Source organism: Lysinibacillus sp. EB271-A1-10B, from assembly GCF_058791335.1.
Map to the genome: position 1 here is coordinate 42,377 of NZ_JBYTDL010000024.1, position 19,807 is coordinate 62,183.

Below are 19,807 nucleotides of genomic sequence, written 5' to 3' on the forward strand. Positions count from 1 at the left end.
ATTACCGAAATGACCGACATCGTGTCGGCCCTCGTGCAGGCCTAAGCACAAAGCCGATTCCGGATGCAATTATGCCGAGGCATAATTGATAAATAAAGGAAGAGAGGCTAGTTTTATGGGATTGCTTGAAAGGTTAAAAACGCATGTTCTTACAGCAGATGGTGCAATTGGTACAGTTTTATACGGCTATGGCTTGGAGTATTGCCACGAGGAAATGAATATACAAAGACCTGAATTAATTGAAAAGATTCATAGAGAGTATATAGCGGCAGGTGCCGATATTATTCAAACGAACACTTACGGAGCTAATGCCATAAAATTAGCCCGCTATGGATTAGAATCTCGTGTGCAGCAGTTTAACGAAGCTGCTATAACGATTGCAAAACGAGCAGCGGCAGATGGTGGACAATTTGTCTTAGGTACTATTGGGGGAATCCGTGGTATTCGAAAAAGCGATGCAACGTTAGAGGAAATCTTAGCAACAGTTGATGAGCAGGCAACCGTTTTACTTGCAGGAAATCCAGATGGCCTTTTACTGGAGACATATTATGATTTTGAAGAGTTAACAGCGACTTTAGCAATGCTACGAGCTAAAACGAAATTACCGATTATTGCTCAAATTTCTATGCACGAACCAGGGATTTTACAAAATGGAATGAGCTTAAATAACGCTTTACATGAACTTGAAGCGCTAGGTGCTGATCTCGTAGGTGTTAACTGTCGCTTAGGTCCCCACCATACAATACAAGCATTTGAAGGTGTAGAGCTTCCTAAGAAAGCATTTATGTCAGCGTATCCGAATGCGTCTCTTCTTGATGTAGAGGATGGCCGTGTCGTTTATGAGTCGGAGGCAGATTATTTTGGTCGAGCAGCTGTAGAGCTTCGTGATCAGGGGGTACGTTTAATTGGTGGTTGTTGTGGTACGACACCAAAGCATATTGCTGCAGCGAAAAAGTACTTAGAGGAGTTATCCCCAGTCGAAGAAAAGTATGCAAAGCCAGAAAAAGTAGAGATTGTCCGTGAGGCTGAGCCAGCAAATTACGAACCATTACATGTAAAAGTAAAACGTGAACGCTCCGTTATAGTGGAGTTAGATACACCAAGACATTTAGAAATTGAAGGCTTTATTGCAGGAGCAAGAAAAATATATGAGGCGGGCGCAGATGTAGTCATGATGGCAGATAATTCACTTGCTTCCCCAAGGATTAGTAATGTCGCAATGGGTGCCTTACTGAAAGAAACACACGGGGTACGACCGTTAACTCATATAACATGCCGGGATCGTAATTTAATTGGACTTCAATCACATTTAATGGGATTAAATGCACTAGGCATTCACGATATTTTAGCAGTGACTGGAGATCCGACGAAGGTGGGCGATTTTCCAGGGGCCACAAGCGTTTATGACGTATCTTCAATGGAGCTAATCCAATTAATAAAACAGTTAAATGAAGGTGTATCTTTCTCGGGGAAACCACTTCGTAAAAAGGCGAATTTCTCTGTAGCGGCAGCCTTTAATCCTAATGTACGTGTACTAGATCGCGCGGTATCTCGATTAGAGAAGAAAATTGAATATGGCGCAGATTATTTTATTTCGCAGCCTGTTTATACAAAGGAAAAAATCGTGGGAATTTACGAGGCGACAAAGCATTTAGAAACACCAATTTATATAGGCATTATGCCAGTAACGAGCTATAAAAGTGCGGAGTTTTTACATCATGAAGTGCCAGGTATCAAACTATCCGATGATGTGTTAACCCGTATGAAGGAATGTGGCGATGATAAAGAACGCGCAACACTAGAAGGAATTGCAATTGCTAAGGAATTAGTAGAAGTAGCAGCGGAATATTTCAATGGTATTTACCTCATCACACCATTTTTACGCTATGACATGACACTAGAATTGATGAAATTTATTGAGCAATTGGATGAACAGAAAAAAGGGGTAAGTATAAATGGCTAAGCACTTGATTGAAGAACAACTAGAGAAACGAATTTTAATTCTTGATGGCGCAATGGGTACAATGCTACAAAATGAAAATTTATCAGCAGAGGATTTTGGCGGCGAGGAATATGATGGCTGTAATGAAAATCTCGTGCTAACTAGACCAGATGTGCTTGAAAAAGTTCATAGAAAATATTTAGAAGCTGGAGCAGATATTATTTGTACAAATACATTTGGAAGTACACCACTTGTATTAAATGAATATGATCTTGGTGCGAAGGCAGAAGAAATCAATACACGTGCTGTGGAAATTGCACGCAAAGTAGTAGATGAGTTTTCTACATCCGATTGGCCACGTTTTGTAGCGGGGGCTATGGGACCAACTACAAAAACCTTGTCAGTTACAGGTGGTATTACATTTGATGAGTTAGAGGAAAACTTCTATGTTCAGGCCAAGGCATTAATCGAAGCCGGAGCCGACGTTCTGTTGCTAGAAACTAGTCAGGATATGTTGAATGTTAAGGCAGGAACATTGGGGGTATCTCGTGCTTTTAAGGCAACTGAAAAAGAGCTACCTGTGATGATATCGGGAACAATTGAACCGATGGGAACAACATTGGCCGGTCAAACAATTGATGCTTTTTATATTTCCATCGAGCATATTAAGCCATTATCAGTTGGCTTAAACTGTGCAACTGGACCAGAGTTTATGACGGATCATATCCGTTCACTAGCAGAGCTTTCAACAGGCTATATTAGCTGTTACCCGAATGCAGGCTTACCTGACGAGGAAGGTTGCTACCATGAGTCACCTGAATCGCTGTCACAAAAGCTAAAAGGCTTTGCAGAAAAGGGGTGGCTAAATATTATCGGAGGCTGCTGTGGTACAACTCCAGCACATATTGCTGCTATTCGAGAAGTGCTAAAGGACCAAAAGCCTCGTCAATTACCAGATGCCACACATGGTCATGTAGTTTCTGGTATCGATCCATTGGTGTATGACGATTCTATGCGTCCGTTATTTATTGGTGAACGGACAAATGTAATCGGTTCTCGTAAGTTTAAAAATTTAATTATTGACGGGAAGTTTGAGGAAGCTGCAGAAATCGCGCGTGCCCAGGTGAAAAATGGAGCACATGTTATCGATATTTGTTTAGCAAACCCTGACCGCGATGAACTAGAAGATATGCGTGGCTTTATGCAGGAGGTTGTAAAAAAAGTAAAAGTACCTCTTGTAATTGACTCGACAGATGAAAAAGTAATTGAGGAAGCACTTAAGTTTTCTCAAGGGAAAGCGATTATTAACTCTATAAACCTAGAGGATGGCGAGGAGCGCTTTGACGCAGTTTTACCGCTAGTGAAAAAATATGGTGCTTCTTTAGTAGTGGGGACAATTGATGAGCAAGGCATGGCGGTTGATCGACAGCGTAAGCTTGAGATTGCTGAACGTTCCTATAAATTGTTAACAGAAAAGTGGGGTATTGCTCCTGAAGATATTATCTTTGACCCATTAATGTTCCCAGTAGGAACGGGAGATGAGCAGTATATTGGTTCAGCACTTGAAACGGTAGAAGGAATTCGCCTGATTAAAGAAAAAATGCCACGTACATTAACGGTACTTGGTGTTAGTAATATTTCGTTCGGATTGCCACCAGTAGGTCGTGAAGTATTAAATGCCGTATATTTATATCACTGTACACAGGCTGGATTAGATTATGCAATTGTGAATACGGAGAAGCTAGAACGTTATGCATCCATTCCTGAGGAGGAAATTAAGCTAGCCAATGATTTACTCTTCCATACAAATGATGAAACATTAGCTGTTTTCACGGATTTCTATCGTGATAAAAAGAAGGAAAAAACAGAGGCAGATATTCCAAAAACAGTAGAAGGTCGTTTAGCTTACTATATTTTAGAAGGTACAAAGGAAGGGCTTATTGAGGATCTAGATGCTGCTCGTGAAATTTTTGAAACACCGCTTGATATTATTAATGGACCATTAATGGACGGAATGGCAGAGGTTGGCCGTTTATTTAACGATAATCAGCTCATCGTAGCGGAGGTATTACAATCAGCAGGGGTTATGAAGGCAGCAGTGGCACATTTAGAGCAATTCATGGAGAAAAATGAAGAGAGTGCTGGCAAGGGGAAAATGGTACTTGCTACTGTAAAAGGCGATGTGCATGATATTGGGAAAAACCTTGTCGATATTATTTTAAGTAATAATGGCTATAAGGTAATTGATCTTGGCATTAAAGTAACACCTGCTCAGTTAATAGAAACGATTCGTAAGGAGAAGCCAGATTTCGTCGGGCTTTCAGGCTTACTTGTAAAATCAGCACAGCAAATGGTTATTACAGCTCAAGATTTCAAGGAAGCGGGTATTGATGTTCCTATTTTAGTAGGGGGAGCGGCATTATCTCGTCGCTTTACTGAAACAAAAATCGCTGGCGAATATAATGGTCCTGTCATTTATTCAAAGGATGCGATGCAAGGATTAGAGCAAGTAAATCGGTTAATGGGGAAAGGTACACGTGCGGATTTCTTAGTTGAAATTGAGGAATCTCGCAAAAAACGCTTAGAGGCAGACGAAAAAAGAGCAGCTCGCCCGGCTAAAGAAGTAACTGTTAAGCCTGTACGCACGGTAAAGGGAGCTTCTGTCTTTCTTCCGGCTGATTTGCGACGCCATGTAAAGAGAGATTATGCGGTTTCGCATTTATATCCATATGTTAATATGCGGACATTACTTGGACATCACCTAGGCTTAAAAGGTCAAGTACAGCAATTGCTTGATGCTGGCGATGCAAGGGCAACAGAGTTAAAAGATTTAGTCGACGATTATTTACAAAGTGATTTATTGAAGCCTTCGGGTGTGTATCAGTTTTTCCCTGCACAAGCCGATGGGGATGATGTAGTTGTTTATGATCCAGCAGATAGCAAAACAGAAATTGAACGATTTACCTTCCCGCGTCAGCAAGTTGAACCGTTTTTATGTCTTGCAGATTTCCTGAAAACAGTTGAAAGCGGTGAAATGGACTATATTTCCTTAATGGTAGTAACAGCTGGACAAGGGGTTATGACGAAAGCTCGTCAGCTAAAAGAGGAAGGGAAATTCCTTGAAAGTCATGCATTACAATCTACAGCACTTGAGCTTGCGGAAGGCTTTGCGGAGCGTATGCACCAAGAAATTCGTGATCAATGGGGCTTCTCGGATAAGACAGATTTTACAATGCGTGATCGTTTCGCCGCAAAATATCAAGGGCAGCGTTTTTCATTTGGCTATCCTGCATGTCCGAACTTGGAGGATCAAGAGAAATTGTTTGGCTTATTAAAACCAGAAGACATTGGTGTGCATTTAACGGAAGGCTTTATGATGGAGCCTGAAGCTTCTGTTTCAGCAATAGTCTTTGCACATCCAGATGCTCGGTATTTTAATGTGTAATGCTAGGAAAAGTGTTATAACTTTATGTAAAGAGGTTAAAGCCTCGGCATAATTGAAGTAGGACGTGAGCATGATGATTCGATTAATGGAAGAGAAAGATTTACCTGGTGTTTTAGATATTTACAATGACATTATTTTAACGAGCAAAGCCGTTTATCGATATGAAACTCAATCGTTAGAAGAAAAAAGACGATGGTTCAAGGACCAGCAAGCAATCGGTAATCCACTGCTAGTCTTTGACGTCAATGGCACAGTAGCCGGCTTTGCAACATATAGTCAGTTCCGTCCATATCCAGGCTATAAGCACACAATGGAGCACTCTGTATATGTGCATAAAGATCATTATCAAAAGGGAATAGCTATCCAATTAATGTATGAGCTTATTCGAATTGCTAAAGAGCAAGATGTGAAAACACTCGTAGCGGGCATTGATGGTGAAAATATCGTGAGCATAAAAGTACATGAAAAACTAGGTTTCGAATATGCGGGGACAATAAAAAACGCAGGCTACAAATTTGGACAGTGGCTAGATCTTGTATTTTATCAGCTACAGTTAACTGGACCAAAAGTGTAGAAAGTATTCGACATGACATATCTTTTCAGCTTGCCTACTCATATCAATGCCACATTCTTATCACCAAAAGTTGAAGATGAAATACGCGTTGTATAATAGGTTGATTTGAGTGTAGGCTGGGCGCCCAGGAAGCTTTGCTCTGTGCGAAAGCGTAGCGACAGCAACAACAAATGTTTTAACTGTGCGAAAGCGTAGCGACAGCAACAACAAATGTTTTAACTGTGCGAAAGCGTAGCGACAGCAACAAAGCGCCCAGCCGGAACGGAAATCAACTCCACTTTATAGTGATGAGCCATATTAATTTATATTTATTCCTTTGTACACATTATAAAAGGATATGACAAATGTCATATCCTTTTTATGATGTTTGCTTCTGTTGCATGATTGTACTCTTGTTTTATGATGAGGTCATAAGAAAAAAAGGAAACGAGGGAGTAAATATAATGGCAACAGATAAAGAAAAAACAAAAAAACTGCGCCAAGATGTAGCACCATTTGCAAAATCTGATACGGCTAAAAGTATCTTTCAAATGGTTAATACGATTATACCTTTAATTGCCCTTTGGGTAGCTGGCTATATGTTAGTGGATGTTTCACCATGGTTAACAGTTGGGTTAAGTGTAATTTCTGCTGGATTTGTCGTACGAACTTTTATTATTTTCCATGATTGTACACACGGCTCATTTTTCAAAAGTAAAAAAGCAAACGACTGGGTTGGTTTTGTAACTGGGGTGTTAACATCATTCCCATATGAAAAATGGAAACGTGAGCATACAATTCACCACGCAACTAGCTCGAACTTAGATAAGCGTGGTATCGGTGATATTGATATGATGACAGTGGAAGAATTTATACAAGCATCTAAAGGGCAACGTTTATGGTATCGTTTTTACCGTAATCCATTCGTAATGTTTGGCTTAGGTCCACTGTTTATGGTGTTAATTTTAAACCGTCGTAATCGAAATGATGCTAAACAGAAAGAACGTATTAATACGTATTTAACAAATGTAGCCATCGTAGGAATCTGTGCAGCCTTAATTTTCTTTATGGGATGGCAAGCATTTTTATTAGTGCATGTAGTAACATTGTTTGTGGCTGCTTCTCTTGGCATTTGGTTATTTTTTATCCAACATACGTATGAAGATTCTTATTTTGAGCATGACTCAGAGTGGGATTATGTAAAGGCTGCTGTTGAAGGTAGCTCGTATTATAAATTACCAAAGCTATTACAATGGGTTACAGGCAATATTGGTTTCCACCATGTACACCATTTAGCTCCTCGTGTACCGAACTATAATCTTGAAAAGGCGCATAATGACATACCGCCATTACACACTGCAACGACAATTACGTTACGTACAAGCTTAGAATCATTACGCTACAAGTTGTATGATGAAGAGCAAGGCAAGTTTGTAACCTTTAAAGACGTTAATGAAATAATTAAGCGAAAAGAAAGAGGCAGTTTAGCTGCTTAGTAAAATTTTTCAGCCATCTCTTCTAAGGGATGGCTGTTTTACGTAAACATTGTACAACAGGCTCAGTAAACATCATGTGCAGGCATAAAATAAATTTTCTTGTTATAATGAGGGAAAAGTAGGAAAGAGCGTGAGATTATGTTGAGGAAATGGCAAAGTATTATTCCGAATAGTCCAATGCTCAGTATATATTTATGGATTATTTTCTGTTTCCTACCGTTTTTCTTCATTTTTAGAAAATCATCTTATCTAGAAATATCAATTGGCATTACATTTTTAATGCTATATTTTATTTTCTACCGATTTTCCATGAATTCGAAAAACGGTCTTGTTTATATGTGGATTAGCTTTGAAATGGTTATTAATATCGTTATGACGATATTGTATGGCTATGTGTATTTATCAATTTTCACAGCTTTCTTTATTGGAAATCTTCGTAAACCGGTTGGCTTCTTTATTATATACGGTCTACATATTGGCTTTACGGTTATTTCTACAGGTGTTGGCTTTTTTGTTGAGCTACAGTTATTTTTATCACAACTACCATTTGTTGTTTTAACAATTTTAGCGGTTGTGCTTCTCCCACTAACGATTTATTCAAAAAATAAACGCGAAAATTTAGAAGGTCAGCTTGAGACTGCTAATGAACGAATAGCTGAGTTAATTGTTTTTGAAGAACGCCAACGTATTGCTCGGGATTTACATGATACGCTCGGTCAAAAGTTGTCGATGATAGGCTTAAAAAGCGACTTAGCTTCAAGATTAATTGAACGTGATCCACAGCAGGCTCTAACAGAGATTAAGGATATTCGTCAAACGGCGAGTATCGCATTAAAAGAAGTACGTGAATTAGTATCGGGTATGCGAACGGCTAGGTTTGAGGACGAACTTATGCGTATTGCCCAAATATTAAAGGCTGCTGAAATGGAATTTGTATTTGATGGTGATAAAGATGCATTACAAGTTCCACCGCTTGTAGAAAATGTATTATCCATGTGCTTAAAAGAGGCAGTCAATAATGTCGTTAAACATAGTGGTGCTACAAAATGCGAAATTGCCTTCCATCAAAATTTTAAGGAAGTATATTTAGTTGTTCGTGATAATGGGCAAGGAATCACCAAAAAACAAGCATGGAAAACGGGTAACGGATTAAAGGGAATGCGAGAACGGTTAGAGTTTATAAACGGTTCTTTTAAAATCGAAAGTGAAGAGGGCACTACATTAACAGTGTCGATTCCAGTGGCGATTACGCATCAGAAGGTCAAAGAAAATCTGAAGAACATATAGAAATGAGGACTGTGACATGATACGAATTGTAATTGCTGAAGATCAGGGTATGCTATTAGGCGCACTCCGTTCATTACTTAGTATGGAGGATGATATGGAGGTCGTCGGCTTAGCAAAAAATGGTGAGGAAGCATTGGCGCTTGTTGAAGAGCATCAGCCTGATATTTGTATTATGGATATTGAAATGCCAGTAAAAACTGGATTGGATGCTGCCGAGGAACTGCATGCCTCAGGTTCTAATTGTAAAGTGATTATATTAACGACATTTGCAAGGCCAGGTTATTTTGAGCGTGCAAGAAAAGCCAGCGTTCGTGGCTATTTACTAAAGGATAGTCCGATAGAAGAATTGGCCAGTGCCATTCGGACAATTATGGACGGCAGAAGAATATATGCGCCTGAACTCGTTGATTTTGTCTATGAGGATGATAGTGAAAATCCTTTAACTGACCGCGAGAGCCAGGTACTGACACTTGTTGCAGAGGGCAAGACGACAAAAGAAATTGCTGCAGAATTGTTTTTATCAGCAGGAACTGTCCGCAACTATATCTCCACTATTTTAGAAAAATTAAATGTTGGAAATCGTATTGAAGCCATCGCTCGTTTTAAGGAAAAAGGGTGGAATAAGTAGTAATACACTTATACTAAGAAAAAAATAAGAAAAAAATAGACAAAAGGCATTGAATAATTAAAATTCAGTGCCTTTTGTCATTATAAAAGAATAATTGATATTGTATATTTTAACTACTAATGATAATATTTAGTAAAAGTAAAACGTTTTAATGGGAAGGATGGAAATGATTATGAAAAAAATTTCGAAAATTACTTCAATAGCTTTTTTAGCAACAACATTTGTCGTGACAAGCGCAAATCCTTCAGCCGTTTTGGCTGCAAGCAACGATATAGTTGAGACAGATTCATCTATCCCATTAGAAAGTAGTATGGATCAAGCTGTTCAGGCAGCATTAGTTGGACCTGAAATCAAAAAACTAAATGTACTAGGTCATGAATTTAATGTAAAACCTGTTTCTATTTCGAAAATGGATCATCTAACAGTTGTAAATGGGCAAATATCCCATCACTTAAGCTGGCGTCCAGATGATCAGCTATACTATCGCATTGAAAAAGAAAACGGAGAAGTAAAACAAGTGGAGATCAAAATTGATCGAGGCGGATGGACAAGTTTATCTGCTCCGTTTATTGCTACATTAGCGCAAAAAAATGATATCCCGATTACGCTAGAAATGATCCAAGAGCTTGGGCAAAAATTAGGTAGTCTTATTGATGGTAAATGGGAGTATGCAGCAGAAGCCATTGTTTCTACCATTGCTTTACATGTTGAATAATATAAAACTTTAATCAGTGGGGCTTTTCATCACCCTCACTGATTATTTTTATTACACGTTTTCAATATATTTCCGATAAATGGAATTTTACTTGCGAGAACAACAGATAAACTGAGAATCTGAAATAAATCAGTAAGTGAGGGAAGCGGTTTAGTGTTTGCCTGTGGAAAGTACGTTCTTGAAAGAATAAAGCCAGAAGCTTAATCAATTAAGCTTCTGGCTTCATTATGTTAGACCTTATTTTTTACGTTTTGTTAAACGTCCAAGAACGAATGCACCTGCTGCTACAGCGAGGACTGTGTTCGTTTTTTTCGTAAATACTTGTTTTGTAACAAGATTAAGATTTTGAGGACGCTCCGCTAAACGGCGCATAAAGTAGCCGTACCAATCTTCGCCGAATGGTACATATACACAGAAGTTATAGCCTTCTTTTGCAAGCTCTTTTTGCAAATCTGTACGGAAGCCGTAAAGCATTTGGAATTCGAATTTATCTAGTGGAATATTATTGTCCTCTACAAAGCGTTTTACGTGTGCAATAACATTATGGTCATGTGTTGCGATGGACGTAAATTTACCATGTAGTAAATGATATTCAATTAACTCAATGAAATTTAAATCAATATCTAATTTATCTTGGAAAGCAACCTCTACAGGCTCCTTATAAGCACCTTTTACGATACGAAGGCGATAGTCCTGGAATTTTTCAATATCGTCTTTTGCACGGTAAAAATAAGATTGGATAACAGTACCCACATTATTAAACGTTTTGGAAAGCTCTTCAACCATATCGAAAGAAGTTTGTAAACGATCATAGTCTTCCATGTCAAAGTTTACGAATATATCATATGCTGCTGCTTTTTCTACAATTTCATATAAGTTGTCGTAGCAAAAATCAACATCAATATCTAAACCTAATTGAGATGGCTTTAACGAAATATGCGCATCAACGCTATTTTCGTGAATAGCCTCGATAACAGCAAGGATTTGTTCTTTAGCTTTTGTTGCTTCTTCTTCGGTTGAAACAAATTCCCCTAAATTATCTACTGTACAAGAGATATTATGCGCGTTTAGCTCTTTGATACTAGCAATCGTTTCTTCAATATTTGTACCAGCTACTACACTTTGTGCTCCTAATTTTAGGCCATATTTTTTTGCAGTACTATTTAATAGTTGGTTTTCAGATAAATGGATGAAAAAATCGCGTAATAACATGGTCATTCTCCTCACTGCTGCATTTTTCTTTTTATTATAACATAATTTAGAAAATATATATTGTTTTTAATATAACGATTATTTCGTTTCAAGAACTTGCATGCGTTCATTAAAAAGTGCAGGATAACTTAAAAAACCAATCATTATGCTTGATAATGTCGCTGCTGTTAGCAGGGCGAAAATGATTAATAGTTGGAATTGCACCGCATGAATAGGGTCTGCTCCACCGATTATTTGGCCACTCATCATACCTGGTAATTGAACAAGACCAATTGTTTTTTGGCTTTCAATCGTAGGAATCATACTTGCTTTTATCGCCTGCATTAGCTGTCGATGAATAGCCTGTTTTGGTGTGCCGCCAAGCGATAATATTAACTCAATTTCGTTCTGATGACTTGCAATTTCTGATGTAAAACGATTTAAAAACAGTACTGATAATACCATTGAATTACCAATCATCATGCCGCTAATTGGAATAATATATTGCGCTGTTGATGGTACAATATCAAAACCAAGCAATACCCCTTGTGTAACACATTCAACGGTAATGAGAGTTACTGCTATTTTCCATGTAATGCCTTTAATGCCTTTCCCTTTTTTACGAGCATTGAGTGTTGCTGCTAAAATCATTAATGCAATCATGAGGAAGATATAAATATAGCTTTGAGCATCGAAGACAAATTTTAAAATGTAACCGACGGCAAGTAATTGAATAATAGAACGAATAGTAGCGATGAGAGTATCTTTTTCAAGTCCTAGCTTTAAGGTTTTTGACAGTAGAAGTGGAATTAACACAAAAATTAACGTTAAGGAAAGCGAAGTATACGTCATTCATTCACCCCCTGTACAAATTCAGCGACACGTGGATTTTTAGGTGCGTGAAGTAAGGAGCTTTGTCCAGTTTCAATTAGTTCCCCATCCATCATGACCCATGTAAAGTGGCCGATTGTTAGTGCTTGCTGTAAATTATGAGTAATCCAAATTATTGTGACATTAAACTTTTTATTGATTGTAGCAATAAGCGTCTCAATTTCTTGCACGGATTGACGGTCTAGTGCAGATGTAATTTCATCTAGCAATAAAATGGAGGATTGATTAATAAGTGTTCTAGCAATAGAAACTTTTTGTCGTTGTCCACCTGATAATTTATTCGTAGGGCGTTGTAAAAAGCTTTGATCAAGTCCGACATCATGTAAATATTGGATCGCTTCCTGCTCTGTAAGCTTTTCTCCTTGTAACGAGCGAGGAAGTGCAAGATTATCAAATACAGAACCTTCTATCATAGGGGCCGCTTGAAGAGCCATACTCACATGTCTTCTTAAAGCGGTTGGTTCATATGTAGAAATGTTTTGATTATCAATTAATATTTGACCATCAGTAGGTGATAATAGTCCATTGCACAATTTAAGTAAAGTTGTTTTACCAGCACCTGAAGGGCCGACTAATGTAGTGATTTTTCCTTTAGGGAATGACCCAGTAATTGATCGTAAGATTGTCTTGTCATTCGCTGAAAAGCTAACCTGTTGAAAGTGAATGGCAGGCTCATATGACGTATTCATAAAGTTAAAACTCCTTTATACTAATAGGTAAAATAACTGTAGCATGAAACAAAGGGAAGCTAAAGTTATTTAACATTGGGTAATAAAGTTAAGGGGGATAGAGAATGGATATATTATATGTAGATACTTTAACATATGCACAAGGCACAATGTATATCATTGCCTCAGATGATGGACTAGTATATATCGGAACACCAAATGCGCCATTCGAAGAGGTGGAAGTGTGGGCGAAAAAGCCATTTAAAGGCTTTCGTTTTGAAGAAAATAAAGAAAAGTTACAGCAATATGTTAAGCAATTATCGGCTTATTTCAATAAGGAACTTACTGAGTTTGATTTACCAATACATGTTAAAGGGACGCCATTTCAACTAGCAGTATGGGATGCTTTGAAGGAACTACCGTATGGTACAACTACAACATACTCAGATATTGCACACCGTATCGGCAATCCGAAAGCAGTAAGAGCTGTAGGTAGTGCAATCGGCGCCAATCCAATATTAGCGATTATTCCTTGTCATCGTGTGATTGGCAAAGATGGTAAACTAACCGGCTTCCGTAGTGGGCTTGCTATGAAAGAATTTTTACTGGAGCTAGAGAGAGCATAAAACAAGAATCTGCATAACCTTTGGGGAAACAGTTGGCCGAAGAGATTGCAGATTCTTGTTTTTTGTATTAAAGAAGATGGAGTTCAATAAATACTATACATGTTCTTCTTGGACATTGTTATTTGCTTTACCGAAATGAGTTAAACGATGAGCAAATGTTTCTCCTCGCATTGCAGAGCCCTTGAAAATATCCTGAAACTCATAAGCCGGAGCACCGTGTTCGATGACATCTAGGCCAGTGACTTCATCTTCAGCAGAAACTCGTAATGGGACAAATGCTTTTATAATAAGTAAACCAGCAGCTACTGAAACGCTAACCCAAGCAATGGTAGCAATAACCCCAATCGCTTGCACTCCTAATTGGCCGAAACCTCCTCCATAAAATAATCCTTGACCACCAATATCAAACAAGCCAACTGCTAGAGTACCCCAAATACCACAGATACCATGGACGGCGATGGCACCAACAGGATCATCGACTTTTAATTTCCATTCAATGAAGCGGACGCCCTCGACCAATAATGGAGCAGCAATTAATCCGATAATGAGTGAACCGACAATACTAACATTAGCTGCACCAGCGGTAATACTTACAAGCCCTGCTAAAGCACCGTTTAATGTGAGTGACCCATCGATATGACCATATCGAAATTTCGTATAAAGGGCTGTAACCACAACACCAGTAGCAGCAGCGAAAAATGTATTTGCAATTACGCTAGGAACAAGTTTAGGATCAGCAGCTAATGTTGAGGCACCATTGAAGCCAAACCAACCAAACCAAAGTAAAAATACGCCTAAAGCTCCTAATGGAATACTATGTCCTGTAATAACGTTAACACGACCATTTTCATATTTACCGAGACGAGGACCGACCATTACCGCAGCTACAAATGCCGCAACTGCACCTGTTAAATGTACAACGGTTGATCCAGCAAAGTCGATAAAACCAAGATTTGTTAACCATCCATGACCGCTCCAAACCCAATGACCAACAACAGGATAAACAAGTAACGACATGAGAATAATTACGCAAATATAAGCAAAAATATTAGTACGTTCTGCCACTGCTCCAGATAAAATTGTTGCTCCAGTTGCTGCAAACATCGTTTGGAAAATAAAGAAGGAAAGATCATCTACACCATTTAAGGCAAAGCCACTTGTACCGAAGATACCGCCAACTGAATCACCAAACATAATAGCGTAACCACAGAGAAAATAGACAATGCCGCCAAGTGATATAGTTAGGAAGTTTTTCATAATAATATTGACTGCGTTTTTTGAGCGTGTAAAGCCTGCTTCAACCATTGCAAATCCTGCATGCATAAAGAATACTAAAATTGTACCGAGCATCATCCAAACTAAATTTATAGATATTGTTATCTCATCCATATATATCGCCCCCTTATTCTACTGCAATTGATCCGACTTCTTTTGTACGGATACGAATTGCTTGTTCTATTGGAAAAATGAAGATTTTGCCATCTCCAACCTTGCCAGTTGCTGCCTTACGTAATAAAACTTCAACAATGGAATCTACTTTTTCATCATCAACAATCATTTCTAATTTCAACTTCGACAAAAATTCAATTTCGTAGGTATTTCCACGAAATAACCCTGTACGCCCTAATTGACGACCGCAGCCAGCAATTTCTGAAACACTGAGCCCTGCAATTCCTTCCTGTGCAAGACCATCCCTGACCGCGCCGAAAACTTCGGGACGGATGATTGCTTCTATTTTTTTCATCCATATCAGCTCCTTGAGTAAATTTAATTTACATGTTAAAACGCTATGAAAAACGGCGCAATAATTATTTGAATATTCATGTTACGTTTTATTACATGTAATAATTCGACTTTCGTAATAGTTTGTTGAAAATGTTTTTAAAAGGGGAATGAAAGCGGTATTAAAAAGTATGTCTAAAATGTGAACGTTTCTAAATTTTCTGATTATTAATGTGAGGAAACCTGACATTAAAGTTAGAGGATGTAATACGCAAGAATTTGGGTATATAGTGTATACTAGGACTAATTATCAAAGCGGAAGAAGGGTTTTCTTGTGAGATCAAATTATGCAGATGATAGCTTAGCGCTACACACAGACTTGTACCAAATCAATATGGCAGAATCATATTGGGCGGATGGTATACATAATAGAAAAGCGGTTTTCGAATTATATTTTAGAAAGTTACCGTTTGGCAATGGCTATGCAATTTTTGCGGGATTAGAGAGAATTCTTGAGTATTTACGTGATTTTCATTTCAGTGATTCGGACATAGCGTATTTGCGTGAAGAGGTTGGGTATAAAGAAGATTTTATCGAATATTTAAAAAATATTCGTTTTACAGGGGATATGTATTCGATGGTGGAAGGGGAAACGGTTTTCGCTAATGAACCGATTGTCCGCATCGAAGCACCTTTAGTGGAAGCGCAGTTAATTGAAACTGCATTACTTAACATTGTGAATTACCAAACATTAATTGCAACGAAGGCTAGTCGTATTAAACAAATTATAAAAAATGAAGTGGCGATGGAGTTCGGCACACGACGCGCGCATGAGATGGATGCAGCGATTTGGGGAACGCGTGCAGCGTTTATAGGCGGTTTTGCTTCAACTAGTAATGTGCGAGCAGGTAAACTTTTCAACATTCCGGTATCTGGTACACACGCGCATGCACTTGTACAGGCCTATAAAAATGATTATGATGCATTTCATTCTTATGCAAAACGCCATCGTGATTGCGTATTCCTTGTAGATACTTATAATACGTTGAAATCGGGTGTGCCAACAGCAATCAAAGTGGCAAAAGAGCTTGGTGACAGCATTAATTTTATTGGAATTCGTTTAGACAGTGGGGATATTGCTTTCTTGTCAAAAGAAGCACGACGTATGTTAGATGAAGCAGGTTTCCCGAACGCTAAAATAATCGTATCGAATGACTTAGATGAATACACGATCTTAAACTTAAAGGCTCAAGGCGCAAAAGTTGATGTGTGGGGAATTGGTACGAAGCTCATTACCGCTTATGACCAACCTGCTTTAGGGGCTGTTTATAAAATGGTGGCGATAGAAAATAACGATGGACAATTAGAAGATACGATTAAAATTTCAGCGAATACTGAAAAGGTAACGACGCCAGGCCTTAAAAATGTATATCGTATTATTGATAGAAAGAATGGCAAGGCAGAGGGAGATTACATTACAATGCACGATGAAAATCCTCAATCAGAGAAACGCATTAAAATGTTCCATCCTGTTCATACATTCGTATCAAAATTTGTTACAAACTTTGAAGCTAAAAACCTACATCAACAAGTGATTAAAAATGGCGAAATACAATATCAAAATCCTACTTTGGAAGAAATGCGCGATTATGCAGCAGATAATTTAGAACTGCTATGGGATGAATATAAACGTGCTATGAATCCTGAGGAATACCCAGTCGATCTAAGCCAAAAATGCTGGAATAATAAAATGCGCAATATTGAAGAAGTAAGTGAAATGGTCAATCGCTTGTAAAGCGTAAGGAGTGAAGGACAAAATGACATTACAACAAGAAATCATAAAGGAATTACGTGTATTACCTACTGTCGATGCGCAGGAAGAGATTCGCAAATCCATTGATTTTTTAAAGGAATATGCGCGTCGTTATAGTTTTGTAAAGGGATTTGTTCTCGGAATATCAGGTGGTCAAGACTCCACATTAACTGGAAAGTTAACGCAGCTTGCGGTCGATGAATTAAATGCCGAGATGGGAGAAGCGAAGTACTCATTTTGGGCTGTTCGCTTACCATATGGTGTGCAAGCAGATGAAAAGGACTGTCAAGATGCGATTGACTATATCAAACCTACGGAAACTTTTACAGTAAGCATTAAAGATGCAGTCGATGCAAGTGTTAGAGGATTAACGAATGCAGGTATTGAACTAAGCGATTTTGCAAAAGGGAATGAAAAGGCACGTGAGCGAATGAAGGTGCAATATTCTATCGCTGCTATGAATAATGCTGTTGTGCTTGGGACAGATCATGCTGCGGAGGCAATTACAGGTTTTTACACAAAATTTGGGGATGGCGGTGCAGATTTAATGCCTATCTTCCGTCTCAACAAGCGTCAGGGTAAGCAGTTGTTAGCGGCACTTGATTGCCCAGAGCACTTATATTTAAAAATACCAACTGCTGACTTAGAGGAAGATCGTCCTTCATTACCTGATGAAGAAGCGCTTGGTTTAACGTATGACCAAATTGATGATTATTTAGAGGGGAAGGCTATCCCTGAAGAAGCTCGTAAAATATTAGAAGGGCATTATTTACGTTCACAGCACAAACGCCATATGCCAATTACAATATTTGATGATTTTTGGAAGTAATTTATATTTGAGATTCATTACCAAAATATAGGGATGATAGTTATTAAAGCATCTACTATGTAGATAAGTTGATCTTCGCTACGGGGGGATCAGCGATAGAGGAACGAAGGTTAAGAACATCACGTCCTGTGATAACGCCTTCGTGACCAACATCGGTTGGCCCGAGACCATGCAGCGTAGCGGACGTTTTCTGTGCGAAAGCGAAGCGGCAGCAACAACAAATGTTTTAACTGTGCGAAAGCGAAGCGGCAGCAACAACAAATGTTTTAACTGTGCGAAAGCGAAGCGGCAGCAACAAAGCTCCTAGCCGGAACGGAAATCAACTCCACGTTATTGATGATGAGTAATATTTGGGAAAAGAGTTATAAAAAAGTGATGACCACTTTTGAAAATAACTCTTTTCTATTTTTTTAAGCAATTTGGTTCTGTATTATTAAGTTCGAGCATATAATGTCGATATATATACCTACAAAGTTGATAAAAAGTAAAGGAGGGTAATTATTTATGAGGACTTCTAGAGTAAGTTCGACGACTAGTAGTATATTTCGTAATGAACAACAGTATTTACATGCTGGAGATTTAAGCCATAATTTCGGACAAAATCCGAAGAAACAGTTTAAAAACAGTTTGCTAAAGAATAAAGGTAAAAAGCAATTAAGTAATAATAGACAAATCCAACAGCAACGTCCAAATAATGTAGCAGCTAGTTTTGTGGACAATGCTTACGATTTACAAATACGTAATGAATTAAATGAAACTGCTGTTAAGCTAAATCTGGTCAGCAAGCAAAAGAAGTTTCTCAATAGTTACCGTTCTTCTATATAACATCATAAATTCAAGCTCTCTACATCATTCAGGATGTAGGGAGTTTTTTGTGTTGAAAACCAAAATGGTGTCAATACAATATTTACGAATGTTTCCTATATATCATGAAATCATTTGCTGCTGCTAAGTTAGCGCTACGCTTTCGCGCAAAAAACATCTGTTGGCCCGAGACCCTGTAGCGAAGCGGCAGCAACAAATGTTTTAACTGTGCGAAAGCGAAGCGGCAGCAACAAATGTTTTAACTGTGCGAAAGCGAAGCGGCAGCAACAAAGCACCCTGTCGGAACGGAGATCACCCCTCGCTTTGCCGAAGAGCGATAAAGATGACACGCTAATCACATTATCTATAATAAAAGTTATTAAAAAATGGAAGTTATATTTTTCATTCAAAATATTTGAAGTCGAGACGTTCAATGAATATTCAAGGTAATTTTTCCAATACTTCACAGTGATTTTTAACTTATTTCACAACTTACCTGTAAAGTAATTATTAGTAATAGAAAAACGAAATTGGGGGAAGCAATTGTGAAAAAAATATGGTTACCTGTACTAGCTGCATCACTTTTACTCGCGGCTTGTGGTACAGACGAAGATCAAGGGAAGAAAGAAGAAACGAAGCAAGATATCACAGCAAATGAGGCAGAAGCAAAGGATAAATCTACGCAAGTCGCTTCTTTAGTGGATCCACGTTTGCAAGAGCCAAAAGAAGATACAATGTGTGAAATGTGTAATATGAAAGTATATATGAAGGACGAAGATATGGGTGAATTTTCTACTCAAGCAATAAAAGAGGACGGAACAGTTACCTTTTATGATGACATCGGCTGTTTAGTAAATGCCGAGGTTGCAAATAATGAAAAGAACGAAAAATTTGTACGTGATTTTAATACAAAAGATTGGGTAAAGGTTGATGATGCAACTATCGTCAAAACGGATCTAAAATCTCCGATGAATTGGGGATATGTTTATTTCAAAGATAAAGCTGATGCAGACAAGTATATCGCTGACAATCCAACTGCACATGTAGAGGAATTACAAAAAATTAAAGACGATGCATTAGAGCGTCGTGAAAAGAAGATGAAAGAAAAAGCTGAAAAAGAGGCCAAAGGTGAATCTGACTCCATGCATATGGAAGAAAAGAATCAAGACGGTCATAGTCATTAATCGAATGGACTAG

General features: G+C 38.3%; 17 protein-coding genes. 12 read left to right on the top strand and 5 right to left on the bottom strand.

Annotated features, from left to right (window positions below; translation table 11 throughout):
- The first annotated feature begins 115 nt into the window (after positions 1-115).
- The 7 genes from AC3WSK_RS22080 to AC3WSK_RS22110 all read left to right on the top strand — a co-directional run bounded on the left by AC3WSK_RS22080 (position 116) and on the right by AC3WSK_RS22110 (position 10,066).
- Positions 116-1,963 carry a bifunctional homocysteine S-methyltransferase/methylenetetrahydrofolate reductase gene (locus AC3WSK_RS22080; RefSeq protein ID WP_492414493.1) on the top strand — a complete coding sequence of 616 codons (1,848 nt, stop codon included), beginning with the start codon at positions 116-118 and terminating at the stop codon, positions 1,961-1,963.
- The gene (gene metH, locus AC3WSK_RS22085; protein ID WP_492414492.1) at positions 1,956-5,387 is read left to right on the top strand and encodes a methionine synthase; all 3,432 of its coding nucleotides are present in this window, start codon (positions 1,956-1,958) and stop codon (positions 5,385-5,387) included. Before AC3WSK_RS22080 ends, metH begins: the two co-directional genes overlap by 8 nt.
- A gap of 73 nt (positions 5,388-5,460) precedes the next feature.
- Positions 5,461-5,961, top strand: a complete 501-nt coding sequence (locus tag AC3WSK_RS22090; protein ID WP_427484804.1) for a GNAT family N-acetyltransferase — start codon at positions 5,461-5,463, stop codon at positions 5,959-5,961.
- A gap of 443 nt (positions 5,962-6,404) precedes the next feature.
- Positions 6,405-7,436 (top strand): Delta(5) desaturase DesA, encoded by a 1,032-nt coding sequence (gene desA, locus AC3WSK_RS22095; RefSeq protein WP_079563643.1) that lies wholly within the window; start codon positions 6,405-6,407, stop codon positions 7,434-7,436.
- 138 nt (positions 7,437-7,574) lie between these two features.
- Positions 7,575-8,723: a sensor histidine kinase gene (locus AC3WSK_RS22100; RefSeq protein WP_427484787.1), complete on the top strand. Its 1,149-nt coding sequence runs from the start codon at positions 7,575-7,577 to the stop codon at positions 8,721-8,723.
- A gap of 16 nt (positions 8,724-8,739) precedes the next feature.
- On the top strand, positions 8,740-9,351 hold the full coding sequence (locus AC3WSK_RS22105) for a response regulator transcription factor (protein ID WP_079563644.1): 612 nt from the start codon (positions 8,740-8,742) through the stop codon (positions 9,349-9,351).
- A 172-nt stretch (positions 9,352-9,523) separates the two neighbouring features.
- Positions 9,524-10,066: a hypothetical protein gene (locus tag AC3WSK_RS22110; RefSeq protein WP_079563660.1), complete on the top strand. Its 543-nt coding sequence runs from the start codon at positions 9,524-9,526 to the stop codon at positions 10,064-10,066.
- 237 nt (positions 10,067-10,303) lie between these two features.
- On the opposite strand, the gene AC3WSK_RS22115 is transcribed toward AC3WSK_RS22110, so the two are convergent.
- The 3 genes from AC3WSK_RS22115 to AC3WSK_RS22125 form a co-directional block, all read right to left on the bottom strand.
- On the bottom strand, positions 10,304-11,278 hold the full coding sequence (locus AC3WSK_RS22115; RefSeq protein ID WP_079563645.1) for a proline dehydrogenase family protein: 975 nt from the start codon (positions 11,276-11,278) through the stop codon (positions 10,304-10,306).
- A 78-nt stretch (positions 11,279-11,356) separates the two neighbouring features.
- The gene (locus AC3WSK_RS22120) at positions 11,357-12,109 is read right to left on the bottom strand and encodes an ABC transporter permease (RefSeq protein WP_079563646.1); all 753 of its coding nucleotides are present in this window, start codon (positions 12,107-12,109) and stop codon (positions 11,357-11,359) included.
- Positions 12,106-12,837, bottom strand: a complete 732-nt coding sequence (locus AC3WSK_RS22125; protein ID WP_079563647.1) for an ABC transporter ATP-binding protein — start codon at positions 12,835-12,837, stop codon at positions 12,106-12,108. Before AC3WSK_RS22125 ends, AC3WSK_RS22120 begins: the two co-directional genes overlap by 4 nt.
- A 104-nt stretch (positions 12,838-12,941) precedes the next feature.
- Here AC3WSK_RS22125 and AC3WSK_RS22130 point away from each other — a divergent pair, with 104 nt between their 5' ends.
- Positions 12,942-13,442: a methylated-DNA--[protein]-cysteine S-methyltransferase gene (locus tag AC3WSK_RS22130; RefSeq protein ID WP_079563648.1), complete on the top strand. Its 501-nt coding sequence runs from the start codon at positions 12,942-12,944 to the stop codon at positions 13,440-13,442.
- A gap of 93 nt (positions 13,443-13,535) precedes the next feature.
- Here AC3WSK_RS22130 and AC3WSK_RS22135 read toward each other — a convergent pair whose 3' ends face one another.
- Together AC3WSK_RS22135 and AC3WSK_RS22140 are read right to left on the bottom strand one after the other, a co-directional pair.
- Positions 13,536-14,831 carry an ammonium transporter gene (locus tag AC3WSK_RS22135; RefSeq protein WP_427484786.1) on the bottom strand — a complete coding sequence of 432 codons (1,296 nt, stop codon included), beginning with the start codon at positions 14,829-14,831 and terminating at the stop codon, positions 13,536-13,538.
- A gap of 13 nt (positions 14,832-14,844) precedes the next feature.
- Complete coding sequence (locus AC3WSK_RS22140) at positions 14,845-15,186, bottom strand: P-II family nitrogen regulator (protein WP_079563650.1); 342 nt, start codon at positions 15,184-15,186, stop codon at positions 14,845-14,847.
- Positions 15,187-15,498: 312 nt separating this feature from the next.
- Between AC3WSK_RS22140 and AC3WSK_RS22145 the strand changes: the two genes are divergently transcribed.
- The 4 genes from AC3WSK_RS22145 to AC3WSK_RS22160 all read left to right on the top strand — a co-directional run bounded on the left by AC3WSK_RS22145 (position 15,499) and on the right by AC3WSK_RS22160 (position 19,794).
- Positions 15,499-16,959, top strand: a complete 1,461-nt coding sequence (locus AC3WSK_RS22145; protein ID WP_079563651.1) for a nicotinate phosphoribosyltransferase — start codon at positions 15,499-15,501, stop codon at positions 16,957-16,959.
- A gap of 22 nt (positions 16,960-16,981) precedes the next feature.
- The gene (nadE, locus tag AC3WSK_RS22150) at positions 16,982-17,806 is read left to right on the top strand and encodes an NAD(+) synthase (RefSeq protein WP_079563652.1); all 825 of its coding nucleotides are present in this window, start codon (positions 16,982-16,984) and stop codon (positions 17,804-17,806) included.
- A 504-nt stretch (positions 17,807-18,310) separates the two neighbouring features.
- Positions 18,311-18,631, top strand: a complete 321-nt coding sequence (locus tag AC3WSK_RS22155) for an NAD synthetase (RefSeq protein ID WP_079563653.1) — start codon at positions 18,311-18,313, stop codon at positions 18,629-18,631.
- Positions 18,632-19,155: 524 nt separating this feature from the next.
- Complete coding sequence (locus AC3WSK_RS22160; RefSeq protein WP_079564292.1) at positions 19,156-19,794, top strand: nitrous oxide reductase accessory protein NosL; 639 nt, start codon at positions 19,156-19,158, stop codon at positions 19,792-19,794.
- The last annotated feature ends 13 nt before the right edge of the window (positions 19,795-19,807 follow it).

What these genes read in the sequence shown, in the direction of transcription:
- AC3WSK_RS22080 (WP_492414493.1), top strand. Translation starts at nt 116, where the DNA reads ATGGGATTGCTTGAAAGGTTAAAAACGCATGTTCTTACAGCAGATGGT.
- metH (WP_492414492.1), top strand. Translation starts at nt 1,956, where the DNA reads ATGGCTAAGCACTTGATTGAAGAACAACTAGAGAAACGAATTTTAATT.
- AC3WSK_RS22090 (WP_427484804.1), top strand. Translation starts at nt 5,461, where the DNA reads ATGATTCGATTAATGGAAGAGAAAGATTTACCTGGTGTTTTAGATATT.
- desA (WP_079563643.1), top strand. Translation starts at nt 6,405, where the DNA reads ATGGCAACAGATAAAGAAAAAACAAAAAAACTGCGCCAAGATGTAGCA.
- AC3WSK_RS22100 (WP_427484787.1), top strand. Translation starts at nt 7,575, where the DNA reads ATGTTGAGGAAATGGCAAAGTATTATTCCGAATAGTCCAATGCTCAGT.
- AC3WSK_RS22105 (WP_079563644.1), top strand. Translation starts at nt 8,740, where the DNA reads ATGATACGAATTGTAATTGCTGAAGATCAGGGTATGCTATTAGGCGCA.
- AC3WSK_RS22110 (WP_079563660.1), top strand. Translation starts at nt 9,524, where the DNA reads ATGAAAAAAATTTCGAAAATTACTTCAATAGCTTTTTTAGCAACAACA.
- AC3WSK_RS22115 (WP_079563645.1), bottom strand. Translation starts at nt 11,278, where the DNA reads ATGTTATTACGCGATTTTTTCATCCATTTATCTGAAAACCAACTATTA.
- AC3WSK_RS22120 (WP_079563646.1), bottom strand. Translation starts at nt 12,109, where the DNA reads ATGACGTATACTTCGCTTTCCTTAACGTTAATTTTTGTGTTAATTCCA.
- AC3WSK_RS22125 (WP_079563647.1), bottom strand. Translation starts at nt 12,837, where the DNA reads ATGAATACGTCATATGAGCCTGCCATTCACTTTCAACAGGTTAGCTTT.
- AC3WSK_RS22130 (WP_079563648.1), top strand. Translation starts at nt 12,942, where the DNA reads ATGGATATATTATATGTAGATACTTTAACATATGCACAAGGCACAATG.
- AC3WSK_RS22135 (WP_427484786.1), bottom strand. Translation starts at nt 14,831, where the DNA reads ATGGATGAGATAACAATATCTATAAATTTAGTTTGGATGATGCTCGGT.
- AC3WSK_RS22140 (WP_079563650.1), bottom strand. Translation starts at nt 15,186, where the DNA reads ATGAAAAAAATAGAAGCAATCATCCGTCCCGAAGTTTTCGGCGCGGTC.
- nadE (WP_079563652.1), top strand. Translation starts at nt 16,982, where the DNA reads ATGACATTACAACAAGAAATCATAAAGGAATTACGTGTATTACCTACT.
- AC3WSK_RS22155 (WP_079563653.1), top strand. Translation starts at nt 18,311, where the DNA reads ATGAGGACTTCTAGAGTAAGTTCGACGACTAGTAGTATATTTCGTAAT.